17 protein-coding genes are annotated in these 23,692 nt (G+C 61.5%); 14 read left to right on the top strand and 3 right to left on the bottom strand.

From position 1 onward, the window contains the following. Positions 1-48 precede the first annotated feature (48 nt). A complete protein-coding gene (locus AC1RME_RS14690) occupies positions 49-744 on the top strand; it encodes a DUF1266 domain-containing protein (protein WP_493091514.1) in 696 nt (231 codons plus the stop codon). Beyond that, positions 741-3,416 (top strand): DUF805 domain-containing protein, encoded by a 2,676-nt coding sequence (locus tag AC1RME_RS14685; protein ID WP_493091513.1) that lies wholly within the window; start codon positions 741-743, stop codon positions 3,414-3,416. The genes AC1RME_RS14690 and AC1RME_RS14685 overlap by 4 nt, the downstream gene beginning before the upstream one ends. Here AC1RME_RS14685 and AC1RME_RS14680 read toward each other — a convergent pair. From AC1RME_RS14680 to AC1RME_RS14670, 3 genes are all read right to left on the bottom strand, one after another. Further along, entirely contained in the window at positions 3,413-5,104 is a 1,692-nt protein-coding gene (locus AC1RME_RS14680) for an Hsp70 family protein (protein WP_493091512.1), read from the bottom strand. The genes AC1RME_RS14685 and AC1RME_RS14680 overlap by 4 nt on opposite strands. 109 nt (positions 5,105-5,213) lie before the next feature. Continuing rightward, positions 5,214-8,492: a PAS domain S-box protein gene (locus AC1RME_RS14675; protein ID WP_493091511.1), complete on the bottom strand. Its 3,279-nt coding sequence runs from the start codon at positions 8,490-8,492 to the stop codon at positions 5,214-5,216. A gap of 68 nt (positions 8,493-8,560) precedes the next feature. After that, positions 8,561-9,451, bottom strand: a complete 891-nt coding sequence (locus AC1RME_RS14670) for a LysR family transcriptional regulator (protein WP_096821193.1) — start codon at positions 9,449-9,451, stop codon at positions 8,561-8,563. Positions 9,452-9,591: 140 nt separating this feature from the next. Here AC1RME_RS14670 and leuC point away from each other — a divergent pair, with 140 nt between their 5' ends. The 12 genes from leuC to AC1RME_RS14610 all read left to right on the top strand — a co-directional run bounded on the left by leuC (position 9,592) and on the right by AC1RME_RS14610 (position 23,599). Continuing rightward, positions 9,592-11,010, top strand: a complete 1,419-nt coding sequence (leuC, locus tag AC1RME_RS14665; protein WP_096821194.1) for a 3-isopropylmalate dehydratase large subunit — start codon at positions 9,592-9,594, stop codon at positions 11,008-11,010. Between the two features lie 10 nt (positions 11,011-11,020). After that, positions 11,021-11,665 carry a 3-isopropylmalate dehydratase small subunit gene (gene leuD, locus AC1RME_RS14660; RefSeq protein WP_493091510.1) on the top strand — a complete coding sequence of 215 codons (645 nt, stop codon included), beginning with the start codon at positions 11,021-11,023 and terminating at the stop codon, positions 11,663-11,665. A 37-nt stretch (positions 11,666-11,702) separates the two neighbouring features. Then, positions 11,703-12,470 carry a class I SAM-dependent methyltransferase gene (locus AC1RME_RS14655; protein WP_011333352.1) on the top strand — a complete coding sequence of 256 codons (768 nt, stop codon included), beginning with the start codon at positions 11,703-11,705 and terminating at the stop codon, positions 12,468-12,470. A gap of 69 nt (positions 12,471-12,539) precedes the next feature. Further along, entirely contained in the window at positions 12,540-13,622 is a 1,083-nt protein-coding gene (leuB, locus tag AC1RME_RS14650) for a 3-isopropylmalate dehydrogenase (protein ID WP_085732478.1), read from the top strand. A gap of 66 nt (positions 13,623-13,688) precedes the next feature. Continuing rightward, positions 13,689-14,801 (top strand): aspartate-semialdehyde dehydrogenase, encoded by a 1,113-nt coding sequence (gene asd / locus AC1RME_RS14645; protein WP_064363920.1) that lies wholly within the window; start codon positions 13,689-13,691, stop codon positions 14,799-14,801. Positions 14,802-14,994: 193 nt separating this feature from the next. After that, positions 14,995-16,005: an aspartate-semialdehyde dehydrogenase gene (locus AC1RME_RS14640; RefSeq protein ID WP_493091509.1), complete on the top strand. Its 1,011-nt coding sequence runs from the start codon at positions 14,995-14,997 to the stop codon at positions 16,003-16,005. A gap of 209 nt (positions 16,006-16,214) precedes the next feature. Further along, positions 16,215-18,875 carry a motility hub landmark protein FimV gene (locus AC1RME_RS14635; protein WP_493091508.1) on the top strand — a complete coding sequence of 887 codons (2,661 nt, stop codon included), beginning with the start codon at positions 16,215-16,217 and terminating at the stop codon, positions 18,873-18,875. 151 nt (positions 18,876-19,026) lie between these two features. Next, positions 19,027-19,851, top strand: a complete 825-nt coding sequence (gene truA, locus AC1RME_RS14630; RefSeq protein ID WP_173861340.1) for a tRNA pseudouridine(38-40) synthase TruA — start codon at positions 19,027-19,029, stop codon at positions 19,849-19,851. A gap of 64 nt (positions 19,852-19,915) precedes the next feature. Beyond that, positions 19,916-20,530 (top strand): phosphoribosylanthranilate isomerase, encoded by a 615-nt coding sequence (locus tag AC1RME_RS14625; RefSeq protein WP_493091507.1) that lies wholly within the window; start codon positions 19,916-19,918, stop codon positions 20,528-20,530. Positions 20,531-20,722: 192 nt separating this feature from the next. After that, the gene (accD, locus tag AC1RME_RS14620; protein ID WP_096821202.1) at positions 20,723-21,643 is read left to right on the top strand and encodes an acetyl-CoA carboxylase, carboxyltransferase subunit beta; all 921 of its coding nucleotides are present in this window, start codon (positions 20,723-20,725) and stop codon (positions 21,641-21,643) included. Beyond that, complete coding sequence (folC, locus tag AC1RME_RS14615; RefSeq protein WP_493091506.1) at positions 21,640-22,947, top strand: bifunctional tetrahydrofolate synthase/dihydrofolate synthase; 1,308 nt, start codon at positions 21,640-21,642, stop codon at positions 22,945-22,947. Before accD ends, folC begins: the two co-directional genes overlap by 4 nt. Next, positions 22,931-23,599, top strand: coding sequence for an SPOR domain-containing protein (locus tag AC1RME_RS14610; protein WP_493066257.1), 669 nt, complete (start codon positions 22,931-22,933; stop codon positions 23,597-23,599). The genes folC and AC1RME_RS14610 overlap by 17 nt, the downstream gene beginning before the upstream one ends. The last annotated feature ends 93 nt before the right edge of the window (positions 23,600-23,692 follow it).

Here is a 23,692-nt window from a genome sequence, read left to right as displayed (position 1 = left end):
GCAGTTTTGCCGGCCCCATTCCTTTCCGGTCGGCCTGGAGCATTTTTCATGGACGAGATTCAGCAGCGTTGGCTGTGGGCCCTCTCTGCGCCGATGGCGGCGCTCAATCCTGGCACGTGGTACGACGCTCCCGCGTTCTGCAAAGACAAATACATCAATCTGCGCGAAAGCTGGGGCATTGATGACCGCGAGCAGTTGTTCGAAATGCTCGAAAGAATGACCGACAACGGCCATGCCACTCATCTCGAAGACGCCTTTCGCGCCTGGGAGCATTGTCTGCCGAGTGAATGGCAGGCGTTGCTCGAAAAACTTGAACCTCGAGAGCGCATCCTGCACCAGTTCGCCAGTCGCACCTTCGGCAATTGCGGGCCCGGCGGGATTCTGTCCTGGGATTACGGGCGCATGGGATTTCTCCTGCGTTGCGGCGTGCGCAACCAGTGGATCGATGTGGCCGAGAGCATCTGGTTGCACAGTCGGCTGGCAGCCAGGGCGCAATTCCATTACAGCAATTGGCTGGCCTATTTCAATGGCTTCCTGGTGGGTCGTGCGTTCTGGAGTCTCATGAGTAAAAGCGATGACGAGCTGGCCTTCGAGCTGGATCGGCAGGGGATATTTTCGAACAATCTGCTGATTGTTCACGGACTCAATAAGAACATTCCGGTGTTTCTTGCAGACCTGCCATGGCAGATGGAACTGGACGTGCCGCAACGGCCGGAGTCACTTGAGGAGTTGGACTGGTCATGAGTTGCTGGATACGTCTGGGCATTGAACCCACCACGGATGAAACCCTGATCCGCAATGCCTACCGCGCACGATTGCCGGAGCATCACCCGGAGACCGATCCCGACGGTTTTCAAGCGCTTCGCCAGGCCTACGAACATGCAATCCGCGAGGCGCGTGACAATGAAGAGGCGCCGGATGCGCCTGAAGAGCCAGTGTCGCGCAAGACGTTTGTCGAATTTGATTCGCTGCTGAGCGATCCGACGCGGCGCTTCAACAGCGGCGCCTGGCAGGACTTTGTCAAAGCCCTCGATCAACTGCCACTCGGGGAGCTTGATGAGCTGCGCTGGGAATTGTTCTGGCGCACGGCCAACGCCGGTCCGCTGTCCTACCGCTGTGCAAGCGTTCTGGCCCGGCGCATGGGGTGGGAGCATCAGTTGCTGGATCTGGGCTTCGATCAGGCCCGACACGTTGAAGCGTTCCTCGACCGGATCAACACCTCCGACCCGTTTGATACGTCGCTGATGGGGGAGTGGTCGGAGGCGGCGCAAATGGAAACCCTGTGGTACGCGCGAAGTCTGGATTTCGTTTTCGCCGAGCGGCCACTCCAAGAGTTCGAAGACTTCGCTCGCCAGCACACATGCCTGCCATTACCCGACGACGCGGTTTACCTCAAGCGCCTGACGGTGCTGTTCACGCAGGCCGGCATCGGCGGCGAAAGCTTTTTGCAGCGGTGCATCGAGCAGCACCGCGCGTCGCCGGATGATGTCGATTGGCTGTATTTGCTGGCGTGCCAGAGCAGTCTGTTGGGTCTGGACGATCAGGCGCTGCCGTACTGGATTCGCTTGTGGCAGGAGCACCGCCATCCCAAGGCCGAGAGCCAGTTGCTTGCATTGTGCGCCAAGCGCCTGCCGGACTTTTTGCCACTGCTGATACAGGCGTTCGATCGCCTGGAGTCGTTCAGTGACTGGCCCGTCGATCTGGCCCACGCCACTCAGGTTTTTGGCAGCCCCGCACAGCGCCCGGAAACGATGATGCGTTGGCTGGGCATCGGCCAGCTCGAACTGCGAGGCCTGGCGCAAGCCTTTGTCGATTGGCGGCTGACCGGCGACGAGTTGCCCCTGCTGGCGCAACTGCTTGGCGAGCATGACGATTCACGGTTGCAGCGTCTCTATCGACATGCCTGGGCGCTGCATCGTGGGGATACACAATTGTTGCAACAGTTACTGGATGAGCCGCTGCCGTTTGACGCACTCGAAGCGCTGGTGCTGGGTGGCTTCAAGTACCAGGCTGAGCAACACGTTCGCTGGCTGAGCCGGGCGCCGATTGCGCTGGCCATGCAAGCCTTCGTTGCCGACGACGCAGCCTCGGCGCAGTTGCCCGAAGCGTTGATGAAAAGCACGCCACACGATGTTTGCCGGGTGTGGTTGCGCCGATTGCGCCCCTACAGTCACGTTGCCCTGGAACGTATCGCCGAGGCGTTCAAGCTCGATGACCCGAAAGCTGACAGCGATGTGTCCGATCTCAAGCTGCTGCTCGAACTGGCTCAGCGTGGCGCGGTGTTGCCGTCGATCGGGGAGGGCGAGGCGGTCTGGGCGTGGTACGCCCAAACACTGTTCCTGCGGGCATTGCTCGATCAGCCGGAACGCTGGATGCAAATGGTTGATGTGCAGTGTCTCGAGCGCCTGACCTTCAACCCGGCCCATCCGCTCAGCCGGTTGCAGCCGCTGTTGACCCGGTTGATGCGTGAACAGGGTGACCTGGGGACCATACTCGGCTGGCTACAAGGCGCGGACCCGGTGCATGCCATGCTTGCCCGGCAATTGCTTGGTGTTCAGGAGGCGCTCGACAGCGTTCGGTTGCTGGGCAATGACCGCTTGCTCGAGTGCATGCGCAGCGAAATGTCCGCGTTCGACGATGATCTGCTAGGGCGTATGCTGCTGAGTGCTGTGCTTTATCACGACACCTTGTTCGATGCGAAGCAGCGCCGCTTCCTGATAGACCGCATCACCGAGGTGGTCAATCCTGCCGAATGGTTCGATGGTTTTCGTCATGGCTTGATCAAGGGCGAGCCGCCGCGACCTCCGCAGCAGGAACTCGAAGATGAGGGGATCAACAGCGAAGATTTTTACCTGGCCCTCGATACCCTCAAGGAACTGGTGCTTTTCGGTCGTAACGGCGTACCTCGGCAAAAACGCCTGCAACGTCTGCAGCAAGCCAAGGATGACCCTGGTAACGGGCTCGGCCTGCGGTTTGCGTTCAGTGCGTTGTTGTCCCGCTGTGAAGTGCTGTTGCTGGCCAAGGGCGATACTCAGCCAGTGCCTGCCGCGGCGTTCTGGCGTTGGGGCTCGCGCTTGGGGCGCGGGGCATTCTTCTGGCAGGTATTGGCCGTCGTGTTGATCACCCCGGTCGCCGCGCTGATGAGCGGCACACCGACGTCCGGGACTGTTGTGATGGGGCTAGGCTTCGCGTGTTTGCTCGGCGTCGTTCTCCGACGGTTGCATGACCTGGGCCGCGGAGTTGCGACGTTGCTGGCGTTCGGCCTGGTGTCCTTGATCCTGCCCTTTTTGCCGCTGACGCTGTTCTTCCTGCCTGGCGACCAGTTGCTCAATCGCTACGGTGTGCCACCGGACAGTGCAGGAAGGGATGCGTTGCCCGGTGGTTTGCAGGCCGCTTTGCGGCAGCTGGAAACCTAAAGGCGCAACTCGTCGAGCGCCTTGTTCAACTGGGTGCGATGGCGAGTGATGTCCGCCGATTGCTGGGCGCCGAGCACGGTGGTGAAAGCGTCCAGCCATTCGGCGATCTGCTCGCGCTCATCGCCCAGGCTCTGCATCCAGGCCCGTTCCAGGCGTGCCAGCAGGGTTCGGTTGGGCAGCGCATCGCGAGGATGGATTTTCAGGGCGATCAGTCGGTCGTGGCTGGTTTGCCTGGATTCTTCGTCAAGCCCGGTCGGGCTGCGGTCGATGCTGTGGCTGTGGCGTTTGCCGCTGTCGTGCAAGGTCACATCGACCTCCAGCAGGCCGTTGATGTCGTAGCTGAAGCGTACGTCCAGGCCCTGGATATGCTCGCTCGGGGTCAGCTCCACGTCGAAGGAGTCGATGAAAATGTTGTCGCGCACCCACGGGCGCTCGCCCTGATACACCTCGATACGGATCAGTGACTGATTCGCATGCGTGGTATGGAATTTTTGCACGCGGGAAGTCGGAATAACGGTATTGCGCTCGATGATCGGTGAAAAAGCACCGCTGATGCCTTCTCCGCGGCTGGTCGAAATTCCCAGGGTGTAGGGGCAGACGTCGGTCAGGATCAGTTCCTCAACCGCACCATCGCGCGCCTTGCACGCCGCTTGCGTCGCCGCACCCAGTGCGACGATCGTGTCCGGATCGAGGTGTCGGTAAGGCAGGCGTCCGAAGAGCGTGGCCACCATTTGCTGCACAGCCAGCATCCGTGTGGCGCCGCCCACCAGCACCAGGCTGTCGAGGTCGCGGGGTTTGAGCCGGGCGTCGCGCAAGGCCTGTTCGATGGGGGCGCGCAAGCGAGTCAGCAGCGGTTCCCAGGCTTTCAGCGCTGTCGCTTCGTCCAGCGTCCATTCATATGAGGTATCGCCATTGCGCCAGTTCAGGCTTTGAGTGCCTTCGGCGAGCTTGCACTTGAGCTGTTCAAGGGCGTCGCAAAGGCTGGCCAGGTTCTGGGCTTCAATGTGCGCCGGGGTGAGCTGCCATGCCTTGAGGCACGCCTGCAGCAAGGCCTCGGTAAAGTCTTCGCCACCCAGAAAGTTGTCCCCGGTAGACGCATGCACCTCGATCAGCGGCAACGCATATTCCAGCACCGTGACATCGAAGGTCCCGCCACCCAGATCGAAGATCAGCGTGCGTTCGAATTTCTGTTCGTGCAGCCCGTACGCCATGGCCGCGGCGGTCGGTTCGTTGATCAGGCGGGAGACTTTCAGGCCCGCCAGTTCGGCGGCGAATAGCGTGCGTTTGCGTTGCTCGTCACTGAAATACGCCGGCACGGAAATCACCGCTTCAGACACCGGATGACCGAGAAAGGCCTCGGCATCCTGTTTGAGCGAACCGATCACCAGCGCCGAGAGTTCTTCCGGGCTGAATGAGCGCCCACCCAGTTCCAGACGTTTTTCACTGCCCATGAATCGCTTGAACGCCGCCGCTGTGCGTTCCGGGTGGGTGGTCAGGCGTGCGCGGGCGGCTTTGCCGACCAGAATGCTGTCGTCTTCATCGAGGCTGACGACGGAAGGCGTGAGTACCTCGCCAAGGGCGTTGGGGATCAACCGGGCCTGACCGTCCTGCCAGACGGCGATCAAACTGTTGGTGGTACCTAGGTCAATGCCCAGCAGGGCCGGGCGGGGGAGGGTTGCATCCTGCATGATCGATCTCGAAACGGCGCGAAAAAACGCGACCCTACAGGTTGCCGCCAACCCTGGCAATTACTGGCCTGGCGTCGGTGCCTTCGGTCAGCAACCGCACGCGTCCCGGTCAATCCAGCAAGCCTTTCAATACCTCCAGCGCCACCGGCCGGCTGTGCAGATACCCCTGATACAAATGGCAACCCAGCCCTTGCAGGAATTCCAGCTGCTCCGGGGTTTCCACGCCTTCGGCGATCACTTCCAGTTCCAGGCTGCGGGCCATGGCGACGATGGCGCGAATGATCTCGGCGTCGTTGGGGTCACTGGTGGCGTCGCGGATGAAGGATTGATCGATCTTCAGCGTGTCCACCGGCAGGCGTTTCAGGTAGGTCAGTGATGAATAGCCAGTGCCGAAGTCGTCCATGGCGAAGCTCACGCCGAGTTTTTTCAGGCGGCGCATCTTGCTGATGGTGTCTTCCAGGTTCTGGATGACGATGCCTTCGGTGATTTCCAGTTTCAGCAGCGAGCAGGGCAGGCCGTGGCTGGTCATGCTGTGTTCGATGCGTTCGACGAAGTCGTTCTGGCGGAACTGCCGGGGGCTGATGTTCACGCACAGGCTGAATGCCAGAGGATCGATCAGGCCTTCGGCGATCAGTTGTTTGAAGGCATCGCAGGCTTCATCGAGGATCCAGGTGCCGACCTCAAGGATCAGCCCGCTGTCCTCCAGGACCTTGATGAACTCGGTGGGTGATTGCGCACCGAGCTCCGGGTGATTCCAGCGCACCAGCGCTTCGGCGCCGATGATGCGATTGTCCCGGGCGTCCACTTGCGGCTGGAAATGCACGTTGAATTCGCCACGGGACAGCGCCAGGCGCAAGTCGGTCTCCATGCGCAGCCGTTCGCTGGCCGCTTTCTGCATGGTGTTGTGGTACATCTGCGTGGTGTTGCGCCCGGAATCCTTGGCCCGGTACAGCGCAATGTCCGCGCGCTTGAGCAGGTCGGTCGGGGTCGAGCCGTGATCGGGAATCAGTGCGACGCCAATGCTCGGCGTCACTTGCAGGCGCTGGCCGTCGAGGAACATCGGCTCGGACAGCAATTCGCGAATGGTGTCGGCCAGTTCACGCACCTGGCCGCTGACTTCGTTGCGGGTGCCTTCCAGACCGCTGAGCAACACCACGAATTCGTCACCACCGAGCCTCGCCACGGTGTCTTCCATGCGCACGCTGGCCTCAAGGCGCGCGGTGATGATTTTTAGCACCGTATCGCCGACCGGATGGCCGAGCGAGTCGTTGATGTGCTTGAAGTGATCCAGGTCGAGAAACAGCAGCGCGCCGCGCAGGTTGTGGCGTTTGAGCAGGGCGATCTGCTGGCTCAGACGATCCATCAGCAGCGCGCGGTTGGGCAGGTTGGTCAGCGGGTCGTGATAGGCCAGATGACGGATCTGCGCTTCAGCGTTCTTCAGCAGGCTGACGTCCCGGGCGGTCATCAGCAGGCACGCGGTTTCGTTGAGCGTGATCGGTTCGACCGACACTTCCACCGTCAGCAACTCCCCGCGCTTGTTGCGCCCGAGCATTTCCTGATGGTGCACGCGGCCCTTGATCTGAAGCTCTGCAAGCAGTCCCGAGCGCTGTTTTTCCTCGGCCCAGATGCCGACCTGATACACGGTTTTGCCCACCACTTCGTCGGCGCGATAACCGGTCAGGCGACAGAAGCCGTCGTTGACTTCCAGATAACGCCCGGTGTCGCGTTCGGTAATGGTGATGGCGTCGGGGCTGGAGTGAAACGCCTTGGCGAACTTCTCTTCACTGGCCTTGAGGGCCGCTTCCGAGCGCTGTTGCTGGGTGATGTCGCGCAGCGTGGTGACGATGCACGGCTGATTGCCGACGCTGATCTGGCGGCTGGAAATCACACAGGTCAGCGACTGGCCATCCTTGTGCTGGACGATGATCGCGACATTGCTCAGGCCCTGTTCGCGGATCACCCGTTCGATGCGTTGCAGGCTTTTCGCCGAGGCGTCCCACAGGCCGACTTCTTCGGCGGTATGGCCGATGACGTCAGTGGCGCTCCAGCCGAAAGTCTGGGTGAAGCTGGAGTTGATCTCGATGAATTCCCCGGTTTCCTGGCGGGTCACGCAAATCGGGTCGGGGCTGACCTGGAACAGCGTGGCGAACTTCTCTTCTGAAGCCACCAGCCGTTGTTCGCGTTCGACTTGATCGGTGATGTCCAGCAGGGTGCCCGCCATGCGCAGCGGCGCGCCGTTTTCATCGCGATAGAGGCGGGCGCGGCTTTCCAGGTAACGCGAGCTGCCGTCCGGCAGTTGCACGCGATACGTCAGCTGATAATTGCCCGCCGGACCTTCGCGCAGGCTGCGGTAGGCGTCGCGCATGCTGTCGCGTTCCTCGCCGGGCACGCCTTCGAAGAACTCGTCAAAAGATTCGTGAAACGGAATCGGCTCCAGCCCGTGCAATTGCGCGGCGCGCGCCGAGCCGTAGAGCATGCCGCTGGGAATGTGCCAGTCCCAGGTGCCGAGCTGCGCCGAATCCAGCGCCAGGTCGAGGCGTTCCTGGCTGTCCTTGAGCGCGTGCTCGGCGGCTTTGCGTTCGGTGGTGTCGAGAAACGTGCTCAATAGATAAGGCTGGCCTTCGAGCTCGACCTTTTGCGCACTGAGAATGCCGTCATGGACTTGACCATTGCTGGCGCGGAACTGCACTTCCATGCTGATCAGTTCGCCCTTGGCCTTGGTCTTCTTGACCAGCTCCGCCCGTTGCTCGGGATGCACCCACAGGCCCAATTCCAGGGTGGTGCGCCCGATCGCACTTTGCACCGGCCAGCCGAACAGACTTTCGAAATACTGGTTGGCCTCGCTGATCAGGCCGTCTTCCTGTCGGGTCAGCAGCACCATGTTCGGGCACAGATGAAACAGTGTGGCGAAACGTTTCTCCGAACTGCTGAGGGCCTGTTCCCGTTGCCGCTGGTGGGTGATTTCACGGATCACCCCGATCATTCGGGGCCGGCCATGCTTGTCCGGCAGCAGGCTGCCATTGATCTCCAGCCAGTGCAGGCTGCCATCGGGCCAGCGGATGCGGTGGTGCATCGCCTGTTCCAGCGGCGCGCCGGCTATTACCGCGTGGAAGGCGCGAACGGTTTTCGCCCGGTCTTCCGGCGGCAGCAGGTCGAGGTATTCCAGATCTTCGGGCAACGGCTGCCGTGGATCGAAGCCGAACAAGGCCTGAGTGCCCCGCGACCAACTGATCTGCCCGCGTTCGATGTCCCAATACCAGGCGCCGAGTCGGGCGCCATTGAGCGCCGCGAGCAATTGCGGCGCGCTCTCCCAGCTCTGCTCGGAACGCCGTGGATCAATGGCCTGAATACGCGGCATCGGCGGAATACGGTCAACAGATTTCGGCATTGTTAAGGGGCCTTGAGCTGATTTGGGCATTAGGCACAGGGACGGCAGCTCTATAGGAGTAGCACAAGTCAGCCGTGATTCCCTGGCAGATCGATTTGAGCGTCCAGCAGGGCCATAAACGCCCGTGCAGCATTCGACAGCGTCCGTTCGGTGTGCAGGATATAGCCTAGCTGGCGACTGAGCTGTATGCCCGGCAAAGGTATGCGCGCCACCTGTTCATCGAGCATGGTGCGCGGCAAAACGCTCCACGCCAGGCCAATCGACACCATCATCTTGATGGTTTCCAGGTAGTTAGTGCTCATGGCGATGTTCGGCGTCAGGCCCTGTGCCTCGAACAGACGTTGGACAATATGGTGGGTAAAGGTGTTGCCGCCGGGGAAAACCGCAGGATGGCCGGCAATGTCCGCCAATGTGACAGCGCCGTTGCTGATCAATGTATGTTCCGGGGCGACCACGAAATCCAGCGGGTCATCCCAGACCGGCGTGGCCTTGACCAGTGTGTGTGGCTCCGGCGCCAGGGTGATGACTGCCAGTTCTGCGCGGCCATGGAGAATTTCCTCGTAGGCCACTTCCGAATCGAGGAACTGAATATCCAGCGCCACCTGTGGGTAACGGCGGGTGTACTCCCTTAATAAGGGGGGCAAACGGTGCAGGCCGATGTGGTGACTGGTGGCCAGGGTCAGACGACCGGTCACTTCGCCGGTCAGGTTGGTCAGGGCGCGGCGCGTGTCATCGAGCACGTTGAGAATCTGATAGGCCCGTGGCAGGAGGGCCCGGCCGGCCTCGGTCAGACCCACTTCGCGGCCCAGTCGGTCGAACAGCCGCACATTCAGTTGCTGCTCCAGTCCGGCGATGCGTTTGCTGATCGCCGGTTGCGTCAGGTGCAGGCGTTCACCGGCGCCGGAGAAGCTTCCGGACTCGGCGATGGCGATAAAAGCATTGAGGTTGGCCAGATCCATGTTCGTATTCCAGTTGGTTATCCAAAGCATAAAAAATATGAATTTGAGTTATTCAATCTAACCCCATAGGATCGGCCTCACAAGCCAAAGGGTTATTGATAAGCCCAGGGCATAGAAACAAGCTGATGAGGAAACGTCTGATGGCCGGCAAAACGCTCTACGACAAGCTCTGGGATTCGCATTTGGTCAAGCAGCGCGACGATGGTTCGGCGCTGATCTACATCGATCGTCACATCATCCATGAAGTGACTTCGCCGCAAGCCTTCGAAGGCCTGCGTCTGGCCGGGCGCAAGCCATGGCGCATCGATGCCAATATCGCGACCCCGGACCACAACGTACCGACCACCCCGGAGCGCAAGGGCGGCATCGCGGCCATTGCCGACCAGGTCTCGCGTTTGCAGGTTCAGACCCTCGACGACAACTGCGATGAATACGGCATCGTCGAATTCAAGATGAACGACGTCCGTCAGGGCATCGTCCACGTGATCAGCCCGGAGCAGGGCGCGACCTTGCCGGGCATGACCGTGGTCTGCGGCGACTCGCACACCTCGACCCACGGCGCGTTCGGCGCATTGGCCCACGGTATCGGCACTTCCGAGGTTGAGCACGTGCTCGCCACTCAGTGCCTGGTCGCCAAGAAAATGAAGAACATGCTGGTGCGCGTCGAAGGCCAATTGCCGTTCGGCGTGACCGCCAAAGACATCGTCCTCGCCGTCATCGGCAAGATCGGCACCGCCGGCGGTAACGGCCACGCCATCGAATTTGCCGGCAGCGCCATCCGTGACTTGTCCGTCGAAGGCCGCATGACCATTTGCAACATGTCCATTGAAGCCGGTGCCCGCGTAGGTCTGGTGGCGGCGGACCAAAAGACTGTGGATTACGTCAAGGGCCGTCCGTTCGCACCGAAAGGCGCCGAGTGGGATCTGGCCGTCGAATCCTGGAAAGACCTGGTGTCCGACGCCGACGCGCATTTCGACACCGTGGTCGAACTCGACGCTGCGCAGATCAAGCCGCAAGTCAGCTGGGGCACATCGCCGGAAATGGTGTTGGCCGTTGATCAGAACGTGCCGGACCCGGCTAAAGAGATGGATCTGGTCAAGCGCGACTCGATCGTCCGCGCCTTGAAATACATGGGTTTGACCGCCAATCAGGCGATCACCGACATTCAGCTCGACCGCGTATTCATCGGTTCCTGCACCAACTCGCGCATCGAAGATTTACGCGCTGCTGCGGTGATCGCCAAGGGCCGCAAGGTTGCTTCGACCATCAAGCAGGCCATCGTGGTGCCGGGTTCGGGTCTGGTGAAGGCGCAGGCTGAGGCCGAAGGTCTGGACAAGATCTTCCTCGAAGCCGGTTTCGAATGGCGTGAACCGGGTTGCTCGATGTGCCTGGCGATGAACCCGGACCGTTTGGAGTCCGGCGAGCATTGCGCCTCGACGTCCAACCGTAACTTCGAAGGCCGTCAGGGCGCCGGTGGCCGTACCCACCTCGTCAGCCCGGCCATGGCCGCTGCGGCGGCGGTGAACGGTCGTTTCATCGACGTTCGTGAATTGATCTGAGGAGCGCAGCATGAAAGCTTTTACCCAGCACACTGGCCTTGTCGCACCTCTGGATCGTGCCAACGTCGACACCGACCAGATCATCCCGAAGCAGTTTCTGAAGTCGATCAAGCGCACCGGCTTCGGCCCGAACCTGTTCGACGAGTGGCGTTACCTGGATGTCGGTCAACCGTATCAGGACAACTCCAAGCGTCCGCTGAACAAGGAATTCGTGCTCAACGCCGAGCGTTATCAAGGCGCCAGCGTGTTGCTGGCCCGCGAAAACTTCGGTTGCGGCTCCAGCCGTGAACACGCGCCATGGGCGCTGGAAGAATACGGTTTCCGCAGCATCATCGCGCCGAGCTACGCCGACATCTTCTTCAACAACAGCTTCAAGAACGGCTTGCTGCCGATCATCTTGAGCGATGCCGAAGTCGACGAACTGTTCAAACAGGTCGAGGCCGCGCCGGGCTATCAGTTGCAGATCGATCTGCACGAACAGACCGTGACCAGCCCGAACGGCAAGGTGTACCGCTTCGAGATCGACGCGTTCCGCAAGCACTGCCTGCTCAACGGTCTGGACGACATCGGCCTGACCTTGCAGGACGGCGATGCGATCGCGGCGTTTGAAAGCAAGCATCGTACGAGCCAGCCGTGGTTGTTCCGCGACGCGTGAATTAGAAAGGTTGAAACCCCAATAAAAGGAAGTACCCATGACCAGCACCGCCCAGCACAGTCAGGTTGTACAAAAGCAATTCGGTGAACAGGCCGCCGCCTACCTGAGCAGCGCCGTTCACGCTCAAGGCACTGAATTTGCGCTGCTACAGGCTGAGCTGGCGGGGCAGGGTGAGGCTCGGGTGCTGGACCTGGGTTGCGGCGCCGGGCACGTGAGTTTTCACGTCGCTTCGCTGGTGAAAGAAGTGGTGGCCTACGACCTGTCGCAGCAGATGCTCGACGTGGTGGCTGCGGCTGCCGTTGATCGCGGTTTGAGCAACGTGTCCACGGTCAACGGTGCTGCCGAGCGCCTGCCGTTCGCCGATGGCGAGTTCGATTTCGTGTTCAGCCGTTACTCGGCGCACCACTGGAGTGACCTCGGCGTTGCGTTGCGCGAAGTGCGTCGGGTGCTGAAGCCGGGTGGCGTGGCGGCGTTCATCGACGTGCTGTCGCCGGGCAGTCCGCTGTTCGACACCTACCTGCAGAGCGTCGAAGTGCTGCGCGACACCAGCCATGTACGCGATTATTCTGCCGGTGAGTGGCTGCGCCAGGTCAGCGAGGCCGGTCTGCACACCCGCAGCACCACGCGTCAGCGCCTGCGTCTGGAGTACAACAGCTGGGTCGAGCGCATGCGCACACCTGAAGTGATGCGCGCCGCGATCCGCCAGTTGCAGCAGTCGATGGGCAACGAAGTGCGCGAATATTTTGAGATTGAGGCCGATGGTTCGTTCAGTACAGATGTACTGGTGCTCTGGGCTGAAAAGTAATCTTGGAACGATAAGTATTTTTCCGGGCGCGCCTGTCGATGGCGCACCGACTGAAGACACGAGGAAAGCATGAGCAAGCAGATTCTGATTCTCCCAGGCGACGGTATTGGTCCGGAAATCATGGCCGAAGCGGTCAAGGTGCTGGAGCTGGCCAACGACAAGTACAGCCTGGGCTTCGAGCTGAGCCATGACGTGATCGGTGGCGCGGCCATCGACAAGCACGGCGTACCGCTGGCCGACGAAACCCTCGACCGCGCTCGCGCTGCCGACGCCGTGCTGCTGGGCGCCGTGGGCGGTCCGAAATGGGACACCATCGAGCGTGACATCCGCCCTGAGCGCGGCCTGCTGAAAATCCGTGCGCAACTGGGCCTGTTCGGCAACCTGCGCCCGGCGATCCTGTACCCGCAACTGGCTGACGCTTCGAGCCTGAAACCGGAAATCGTTGCCGGCCTGGACATCCTGATCGTCCGTGAGCTGACCGGCGGTATCTACTTCGGCGCGCCGCGTGGCACCCGTACCCTGGAAAACGGCGAGCGTCAGTCCTACGACACACTGCCGTACAGCGAAAGCGAAATCCGCCGCATCGCCCGTGTCGGTTTCGACATGGCCATGGTTCGTGGCAAAAAGCTGTGCTCGGTGGACAAGGCTAACGTGCTGGCGTCCAGCCAACTGTGGCGTGAAGTGGTCGAGCAGGTCGCCAAGGATTACCCTGAAGTCGAACTGAGCCACATGTACGTCGACAACGCCGCCATGCAACTGGTGCGTGCACCGAAGCAGTTCGACGTGATCGTCACCGACAACATGTTCGGCGACATCCTGTCCGACGAAGCGTCGATGCTCACCGGCTCCATCGGCATGCTGCCGTCGGCTTCGCTGGACGCCAACAACAAGGGCATGTACGAGCCTTGCCACGGTTCGGCGCCGGACATCGCGGGCAAAGGCATTGCCAACCCGCTGGCGACCATCCTGTCGGTGTCGATGATGCTGCGTTACAGCTTCAATCTGCACGAAGCGGCCGATGCCATCGAGAAAGCGGTCAGCGTGGTGCTGGATCAAGGGCTGCGTACCGGCGACATCTTTTCGACCGGTTGCACTAAAGTCGGTACGCAGGAAATGGGTGACGCAGTAGTCGCCGCGCTGCGGAATCTGTAATCTCTCGGGCCCGCTGCGAAATTCAAGACAAAGCAGCGGCCCACTTTTCAAGAAGGTGTAGTTGCGATGAAACGTGTAGGTCTGATCGGTTGGCGCGGCATGGTCGGTTCCGTGCTCATGCAGCGGATGCTGGAAGAGCAGGATTTCGATCTTATCGAGCCGGTGTTTTTCACCACTTCCAACGTCGGTGGCCAAGGCCCGTCCGTGGGCAAGGACATTGCTCCGCTCAAGGACGCTTACAGCATTGATGAGCTGAAGACCCTCGACGTGATCCTGACCTGCCAGGGCGGCGACTACACCAGCGAAGTGTTCCCGAAGCTGCGCGAAGCCGGCTGGCAGGGTTACTGGATCGACGCGGCCTCGAGCCTGCGGATGAACGACGACGCCGTCATCATCCTCGACCCGGTCAACCGCAAGGTCATCGACCAGCAGCTCGACGCGGGCACCAAGAACTACATCGGCGGCAACTGCACCGTCAGCCTGATGCTGATGGGCCTGGGCGGTCTGTTCGAGGCCGGTCTGGTCGAGTGGATGAGCGCCATGACCTATCAGGCGGCGTCCGGTGCCGGCGCGCAGAACATGCGTGAACTGATCAAGCAGATGGGCGCGACCCACGCCGCTGTCGCCGATCAACTGGCTGATCCGGCCAGCGCGATCCTCGACATCGACCGCCGTGTGGCCGAAGCCATGCGCAGCGACGCGTACCCGACCGAAAACTTCGGCGTACCGCTGGCCGGCAGCCTGATCCCGTGGATCGACAAGGAACTGCCGAACGGCCAGAGCCGCGAAGAGTGGAAGGCCCAGGCCGAGACCAACAAGATCCTCGGTCGCTTCAAGAGCCCGATCCCGGTCGACGGCATCTGCGTGCGCATCGGCGCCATGCGTTGCCACAGCCAGGCGCTGACCATCAAGCTGAACAAAGACGTGCCGATCGCCGACATCGAAGGGCTGATCAGCCAGCACAACCCTTGGGTCAAACTGGTGCCTAACCAGCGCGAAATCAGCATGCAGGAGCTGAGCCCGACGAAAGTCACCGGTACCCTGAACGTGCCGGTCGGTCGTCTGCGCAAGCTGAACATGGGTTCGCAGTTCGTCGGTGCTTTCACCGTCGGCGACCAACTGCTGTGGGGCGCGGCCGAGCCGCTGCGTCGCATGCTGCGGATCCTGCTGGAGCGTTGATCGCGTGACGCAATGAAAGAACCCGTGCCTTGAAAGAGGCGCGGGTTTTTTTGTACCTGTTGATCGTTCCCACGCTCCGCGTGGGAATGCAGCCATGGACGCTCCGCGTCCGCTCTTCGCGGCGGGCGCGAATTGCCTGTGTGCGACTCACCCGGTAAAGTGCCGCTCCCCCCGTTTCGCCAGAGGCAGCACCATGACCCAGACCCTTGATATTGCCGTGATCGGCGCCACCGGTACTGTCGGCGAAACCCTTGTGCAGATTCTCGAAGAGCGCGACTTTCCGGTCGGCACCTTGCACCTGTTGGCCAGCAGTGAATCCGCCGGCAGCTCGGTGCTGTTTCGCAACAAGAACGTAAGAGTGCGCGAAGTCGACGAGTTCGATTTCAGCAAGGTCAAGCTGGCGTTCTTCGCCGCCGGCCCGGCCATCACCCTGAGTTACGCCGCTCGCGCTCACGCGGCGGGTTGCTCGCTGGTCGATCTGTCCGGCGCGTTGCCGGCGGATCAGGCGCCGCAAGTGGTGCCGGAAGCCAATGCCGAGTTGCTGGCCGGTTTGAAAATGCCGTTCCAGGTTAGCAGCCCAAGCCCGTCGGCCACCACGCTCGCCGTGGTGCTGGCGCCGCTGCTCGATTTGATCGAGCTGCAATATGTGCATGTCACCGCCAATCTGGCGGTTTCCGCCCAAGGCCGCGAAGCGGTGACCGAGCTGGCTCGCCAGACCGCCGAGTTGCTGAACATGCGTCCGCTGGAGCCGACATTCTTCGACCGGCAAATGGCTTTCAACCTGCTGGCTCAGGTCGGTACGCCTGACGCTCAAGGCCACACGCTGCTGGAAAAACGTCTGGTGCGCGAACTGCGTCAGGTGCTGGCCAAGCCTTTATTAAAGATTTCCGCAACTTGCGTTCAAGCCCCGGTGTTTTTTGGCGATAGCTTTAGCGTGACCTTGCAGTCAGCGAGCGCGGTCGATCTGGAAAAGGTCAATGCCGCCCTTGAAGCCGCTGACGGCATCGAACTGGTTGAAGCCGGCGATTATCCGACCGCCGTCGGTGACGCGGTGGGCCAGGACGTGGTCTATGTCGGACGGGTGCGTAGCGGTGTCGACGAGCCGTCGGAACTAAATCTGTGGCTGACGTCAGATAACGTACGCAAAGGTGCGGCCCTCAACGCGGTGCAAGTGGCCGAGTTGTTGATAAAAGGCCTGCTGTAAAAGATACTTGGCAACAATTTGTCGACTGATTCTAGCCGGGCGCTATGCTTGGCCAGATCACTTGATGACGTAACACCCTCCGGGACATTCCGGGGCATCAAAGAAATGATCGCGCGCGGCATGCTGTCGTCGTCGCGCGCAATGCCTTACGGCAGCGACAATCAACATCTTCTCGCTGGCCGAGGAACGTTCAAACAAAGGAAGAGGCTATGGTTCAAGTTCGCAAACTGGTGTTAGCAATAGCGGCCGCCTCGGCGCTGTCCTCCGGTATGGCGCATGCCCTCGGGCTCGGGGAGCTGACCCTGAAGTCGACCCTGAACCAGCCGCTGGTGGCGGAAATCGAGCTGCTCGATGTCAAGGATCTGACCGCTGCCGAAGTGGTACCGAGCCTGGCCTCGCCGGAAGATTTCGCCAAGGCCGGTGTCGATCGCCAGGCCTTCCTCAATGATCTGACTTTCACCCCGGTGCTCAACGCCAGCGGCAAAAGCGTGCTGCGTATTACCTCGAGCAAACCGCTGTCGGAACCGATGGTGAAATTCCTCGTGCAGGTGATGTGGCCTAACGGTCGACTGCTGCGCGATTACAGCGTGCTGCTGGATCCGTCGAAGTTCTCGCCGCAGACCGCCGATGCCGCCGCTCAACCGGCGCCGACGCAAACCATCACCGCGCCGACCACGGGTGCAACACATTCGACCCATACCACCACGCCACGCGACACCCTGTGGGAAATCGCAGCGAAGGCGCGTACTGGCGGTTCGGTCCAGCAGACCATGCTGGCGATTCAGGCCCTGAACCCGGATGCGTTCATCGGCGGCAACATCAACCGTTTGAAAACCGGTCAGGTGCTGCGTCTGCCGGATGAGGTGCAAAGCACCGCGCTGCCGCAATCCAAAGCCATTGCCGAAGTGGCCGCGCAGAACGAGGCCTGGCGTCAGGGTCGTCGTTATGTGGCCAAGCCAGGCACCGGTCAGCAGCAGCTTGATGCGACCAACCGTGGCCGCGCCAACACCGGTCCTGCCAAGAATGCCAAGGACAACCTGAGCCTGGTCTCGGCTGAAGGTGCCAAGGGTCGCGGCAAGGGCCCGGCCGGCGACGCCAAGGCCTTGAGCAACAAACTGGCGGTGACCCAGGAAAGCCTCGACACGACCCGTCGTGACAATGCGGAACTGAAAAGCCGCATGACCGATCTGCAAAGTCAGCTGGACAAGCTGCAACGCCTGATCGAACTGAAGAACAATCAACTGGCGAAGTTGCAGGCCGAAGGTTCCGCCACTGCGCCGGCTCCCGCAGCCGCCGCACCTGCGGTTGCCCCGGTTCCGGCGATCACCGCCGAACTGGCCGCCACGCCACCCGCCACCCCGGCAGAAGCTGCACCTGTCACGCCTGCGCCGGAAGCCGTTGCGCCAGCACCGGTTGAGCCGGTAGTCGAGCCGAAGCCTGCCGCCGATGACGAGAAAACCTTCAACGAACTGCTGACCAACCCGATCCTGCTGGGTCTGGTGGGCGGTGGTGCGGTGGTGCTGTTGCTTCTGTTGTTGCTGCTGGCTCGCCGCCGCAAGGCTCAGCAGGAAGCTGAAAAGCACCTGCGCATGGCTCGGGCGCTTGAGGAGCAATCGTTCGCGCCTGAACTCGATCTGCCGGAAAGCAGCTTCGAAGGCCTGGAAGTGCCGGCAGCGAGCGTCAAACTCACGCCTGCACCAGCAGCGGCGCCTGTTGCCGCTGCGGTGGTGGCTCCGGTCGTGATGGCCGAGCCGATCGCCGCGCCGCTGGTGGCCCCGGCGGCCGAGCGTTCCGACGACGTGCTGGACAAGGCGCAGTCGCACATCGACGGCGGTCGTCTGAATCAGGCCGCCGCGTTGCTGGAGGAGGGCGTGAGCCTGGAGCCGCAGCGCAGTGACCTGCGTCTGAAACTGATGGAAGTCTACGGTCGCCAGGGTGATCGTGATGCCTTCGTCGGTCAGGAGCGTCAACTGGTCGCCAACGGCGATAACTTTGCCAAGGTCGAAGAGCTGAAAAGCCGCTTCCCGGCCATGGCGGTCGTCGTGGCGAGTGGTCTGGCCGCTGCTGCCATTGCCGCCGAGCTGGACGCGGAATACGTCAAGGACCTGCTGCTCGACGAGCCTGAAGTGCCTGAAGTGCCTGAAGCGCCTGCTGCCGCGGAAGACGATCTGGACAGCGCTTTCGACCTGAGCCTGGATGATCTCGACAACATCACACCGGTGGAGCCTGTTGCACCGGCGGCTGCTGTCGAGCCTGAAGCGCCGGTCGAGCTGGACGAGTTCCCGGCGGATGACGATCTGAGCTTCGAGTCGGTTCTGCAGCAGCAGACCGAGATCAAGGAAAACCTCGACGATCTGTCTGATTTCGACCTGGATCTGGATCTGGGTGCCGATCCTGCGCCTGTGCCGGTTGAACTGGCTGACGACGACTTCCTGCTGGATCTGGACGAAGGCGTGAAGGATCTTGCGCCGGTCGAGCCGCCGGTTGTGGTCGAGCCTCCACTGGATGATCTGGAACTGCCAGCCGATTTCGACCTGTCTCTGGCTGACGAAATGGATGCCGCGCCGGCCGAGCCGGATGCATTCGCGGCCGAGCTGGATGACGTCAACGCTGAACTGGATCGTCTGTCGGGCAGCATCAACGAGCCAAGCTTCACTGAGGCCGATGCTGCGTTGGGTGGCGATCTGGGTGAGGATGACTTTGACTTCCTCGCTGGCACCGACGAAGCTGCCACCAAACTCGATCTGGCGCAGGCCTACATCGACATGGGCGACAACGACGGCGCGCGCGACATCCTCAAGGAAGTGCTCAGCGAAGGTGACGACAAGCAGAAGAACGAAGCGAAGGAAATGCTTTCGCATCTGGCCTGAGTCAGCGTTCAGCGGTAAATAAAACGGCAGCCCTTCGAGGCTGCCGTTTTTGTTTGGGTCTGGTATCCCCGGTTCGCCGCCTTATAATGCCCGCCTTTGTAGATCAGCAGGCTGTCCCGACTTGGCAAACATAGATAACCCGGCCGCCGAAATGGCCCCCGAAGGCTTTTTCCGCGTCGCACTGGGCGTTGAATACAAGGGTTCGCGCTACAGCGGCTGGCAGCGCCAGTCCACAGGCGTGCTCACCGTGCAGGAAACCCTGGAAAAAGCCTTGTCGAAGGTCGCCAATTCGCCGATCTCGCTGCAATGCGCCGGGCGCACGGACGCCGGCGTGCATGCCTGCGGGCAAGTCGTGCATTTCGACACCCAGGTCGATCGTTCGCTGAAAGCCTGGGTCATGGGCGCCAACATCAATTTGCCCCATGACATCAGTGTCAGCTGGGCGAAGGTCATGCCGGCGCACTTTCATGCGCGATTCAAGGCCATTGCCCGGCGTTACCGCTACGTGATCTACAACGATCAGATCCGCCCGGCGCATCTCAATGAAGAAATCACCTGGAATCACCGTCCGCTGGACGTGGAGCGCATGGCCGAGGCTGCGCAGTACCTGATCGGTACCCATGATTTCAGCGCGTTCCGTGCCGGCCAGTGCCAGGCGAAATCGCCGATCAAGAAGATGCATCACTTGCGCGTGACCCGTCACGGCAAAATGATCGTGCTGGACATCCGCGCCAACGCTTTCCTGCACCACATGGTGCGCAACATCGCCGGGGTGTTGATGACGATCGGTGCCGGCGAGCGCTCGCCGGAGTGGATGAAGGAAGTGCTGGAGAGTCGCGAGCGGCGCTCCGGTGGGGTCACGGCGCATCCGTTCGGGCTGTATCTGGTGCAGGTCGAGTACCACGACGAGTTCCCGTTGCCCGAGCGTTTCATCGGGCCACATTTCCTTACGGGTTTCTCGGAACTTGACGGCTGACGCCCTCGAATGCATTTGTTACCATCCGGGACTTTCCCGGATTTGCCTTGAGGTTTTTATCGACATGTCGGCCGTTCGCAGCAAGATTTGCGGGATTACCCGCATAGAAGATGCGTTGGCGGCCGTCGAGGCCGGGGCCGATGCCATCGGGTTTGTGTTCTACGCTAAGAGTCCACGGGCGGTAACCGTTCAGCAGGCGCGCGCGATCATCGCTGCATTGCCGCCGTTCGTGACCACGGTCGGGCTGTTCGTCAATGCCAGTCGCTGCGAGCTCGGGGAAATCCTCGATGCCGTGCCGCTGGATCTGCTGCAATTTCACGGTGATGAATCCGTCGCCGACTGCGAAGGCTGGCACCGGCCTTATATCAAGGCCCTGCGGGTCAAGGCGGGCAATGACATCGCCGCCGCCTGCGATGCCTACCCGAGCGCCAGTGGCGTGCTGCTCGATACGTATGTTGAGGGCGTGCCCGGTGGAACCGGCGAGGCGTTCGACTGGTCATTGATTCCGCAGGGTTTGAGCAAACCGTTGATTCTGGCCGGCGGGCTGACACCGGAGAACGTCGCCGATGCCGTTGCCCGGGTGCGGCCATACGCGGTGGATGTCAGCGGTGGGGTAGAGGCGAGCAAGGGCATCAAGGATCACGCAAAGATTCGGGCGTTCATCAACGCCGTACGTTGATGTGACGGCTGGCAGACTGCCGCCGTCCACAGCTCTGTAGAAAAGAGGCTGAGGGTCTTTTCGGGTTGTACGCAGGTCAGTTCCGCTGACCCGGCAGCCCAGACGATCATCGCCACACATGAATTTAGCTGAAGGGCATACGCGGGGCCGCGAACCAGAGCGTTCGGGCCGCCGGTACTGGAGAAAAAAAGCATGAGCAACTGGTTGGTAGACAAGCTGATCCCTTCGATCATGCGTTCGGAGGTCAAGAAGAGCTCGGTGCCTGAAGGTCTGTGGCACAAATGCCCGTCCTGCGAGGCTGTGCTGTATCGTCCGGAGCTGGAAAAGACCCTGGACGTTTGCCCTAAATGCAACCACCACATGCGCATCGGCGCACGTGCGCGCATCGACATTTTCCTGGATGCCGAAGGCCGTGCCGAACTGGGCGCTGACCTGGAGCCGGTTGACCGTCTGAAGTTCCGCGACGGCAAGAAGTACAAGGATCGTCTGACCGCTGCCCAGAAGCAGACCGGTGAGAAAGACGCACTGATTTCCATGAGCGGCACCCTGCTGGGCATGCCGGTGGTGGTTTCGGCGTTCGAATTCAGCTTCATGGGCGGTTCCATGGGCGCCATCGTCGGTGAGCGCTTCGTGCGCGCCGCCAACTACGCCCTGGAAAACCGTTGCCCGATGATCTGCTTCTCCGCCTCCGGTGGCGCGCGAATGCAGGAAGCCCTGATCTCGCTGATGCAGATGGCCAAGACGTCGGCCGTACTGGCGCGTCTGCGTGAAGAAGGCATTCCGTTCATCTCCGTGCTGACCGATCCGGTCTACGGCGGCGTTTCCGCCAGTCTGGCAATGCTGGGCGACGTGATCGTCGGTGAGCCGAAAGCCCTGATCGGCTTCGCCGGTCCGCGCGTGATCGAGCAGACCGTTCGCGAAAAACTGCCGGAAGGTTTCCAGCGCAGCGAGTTCCTGCTGGAGCACGGTGCAATCGACCTGATCATCGACCGTCGTGAACTGCGTCCACGTCTGGGTAATCTGCTGGCGCAACTGACCGGCAAGCCGACCCCGACCTTCGTTGCTGCGCCGATCGAGCCGATCGTCGTTCCGCCGGTGCCTGCCAACGTATGACCGAGCGCACCCTTGGCGAGTGGCTCGCCTACCTTGAGCAGTTGCATCCCTCGGCCATCGACATGGGGCTGGAGCGTTCGCAACAGGTAGCGTCCCGCATGGGGCTGGGCCAGCCGGCGCCTCGGGTGATTACGGTCACTGGCACCAACGGCAAGGGTTCGACCTGCGCTTTCGTGGCTTCGTTGCTGCGGGCGCAGGGCCTGAGCGTTGGTGTCTACAATTCCCCGCACCTGCTGCGTTACAACGAGCGGGTGCAGCTCAATGGCGTCGAAGCCACTGATGCACAGTTGTGCGAAGCCTTCGCGGCGGTCGAGGCCGGGCGGGGCGAGACTTCCCTGACTTACTTCGAAATGGGCACCCTGGCGGCGTTCTGGCTGTTTCAACGGGCCGGGCTCGATGCGGTGGTGCTGGAAGTCGGTCTGGGCGGGCGTCTGGACACGGTCAACGTGGTCGATGCCGACATCGCGCTGGTCACCAGCATCGGTGTTGATCATGCCGATTACCTGGGCAATACCCGCGAATCCGTGGCCTTCGAGAAGGCCGGGATTTTCCGTCAGGGCAAACCTGCACTGTGCGGCGATCTGAATCCTCCACAACCTTTGCTGGACAAGGCGCGCGAGCTTGCTTGCCCGTTCTTCCTGCGTGGGCGCGATTTCGATCTCGGCATCACTGATCAATTCTGGCAGTGGCGTGGCACTGATGCTGACGGTCAGGTCGTAGAGCTGCGTGATTTGCCGCTGCTTGACCTGCCGATGGAAAATGCCGCGCTGGCCTTGCAGGCTTATCTGCTGCTCGGGTTGCCTTGGGATGCTCAACAGATTGTTGCGGCCTTGCAGGCGACTCGTGTGGTCGGTCGTCTTGATCGCCGTTCATTCGAGTGGAATGGCAAGCGCCTGAACCTGTTGCTGGATGTCGGTCATAACCCGCATGCGGCGGAGTACCTGGCCCGGCGTCTGGCTGCTCGTCCACCGGTCGGCAAGCGCCTGGCCGTGTTCGGCCTGTTGGCGGACAAGGATCTGGACGGTGTGGTCGGTGAATTGAATGCCAGCGTCCAGCATTGGGCGGTGGCGCCGCTGGATTCGCCGCGTGCGCGTCCGGTGGCTGAATTGAATCAGGCATTGCAGAACCTTGGCGCCTCGGTCACGTCTTATGACAGCGTGGCGGCCGCTCTGGAAGGGCAGTGCGCAGTGGCCACCAGCGACGACGAGATCTTGCTGTTCGGATCATTTTATTGTGTCGCCGAGGCCCTTGAATGGCTGTCTCGGCGCTCCACGGAGGAAGCAGCAAATGGCTTTGCTGGATAAGGCGTACAAGCAACGCATGGTCGGTGCCCTGGTGCTGGTGGCGCTGGCGGTGATTTTCCTGCCGATGCTGTTTTCCCGTCAGGACGAACAACGTCAGGTGACCGTCGAGGCGCCGGCTGCACCGCAGACACCCGCCGTGGCGCAGATCCAGATGGAGACAGTGGCAGTGCCTGAGCCGCAGGTTCTGCCGCAAGAGCCTGTACCGAGCGATGACGAAGTTGCCGAGCAGGCGGCGCCAGCGGCACCGATTGCGCCTGCGCCTGCAGCTCCGGTTCCTGCGCCCGTAGCCAAACCGGTTGCGGTCGCGCCGGCACCGGCTCCCGTGGCCAAGCCTGCCGCAGCCCCGGCCCAGCCGATCGCTGCGCTTTCTGCCAAACCGGATACTACCCAGAGTCGCGTCGACGCCAATGGCTTGTCAGTGAGCTGGTCGGTGCAACTGGCCAGTCTGTCGAGCCGCGCCAGCGCCGAAAGCCTGCAGAAGACCCTGCGCAGTCAGGGCTACAACGCTTACATCCGTTCCGCCGATGGCAAGAACCGGGTGTTCGTCGGTCCGCTGATCGAGCGCGCCGAAGCCGATCGTTTGCGCGATTTGTTGAGTCGCCAGCAGAACCTCAAGGGGTTTGTGGTGCGCTTCCAGCCCGAGCGTGGCTGAAAACTATCACCTCGATTGAAATGCACTGACATTCGCAGCTTACCGACAGCCCTGCGCTCTGCTAAAATGCGCCGCCTTATCCGTCTGTAGGCT

The sequence above is a fragment of the Pseudomonas sp. GW822-FHT03F08 genome (genome assembly GCF_058801265.1).
This window is presented reverse-complemented; position numbering and strand designations above follow the sequence as displayed.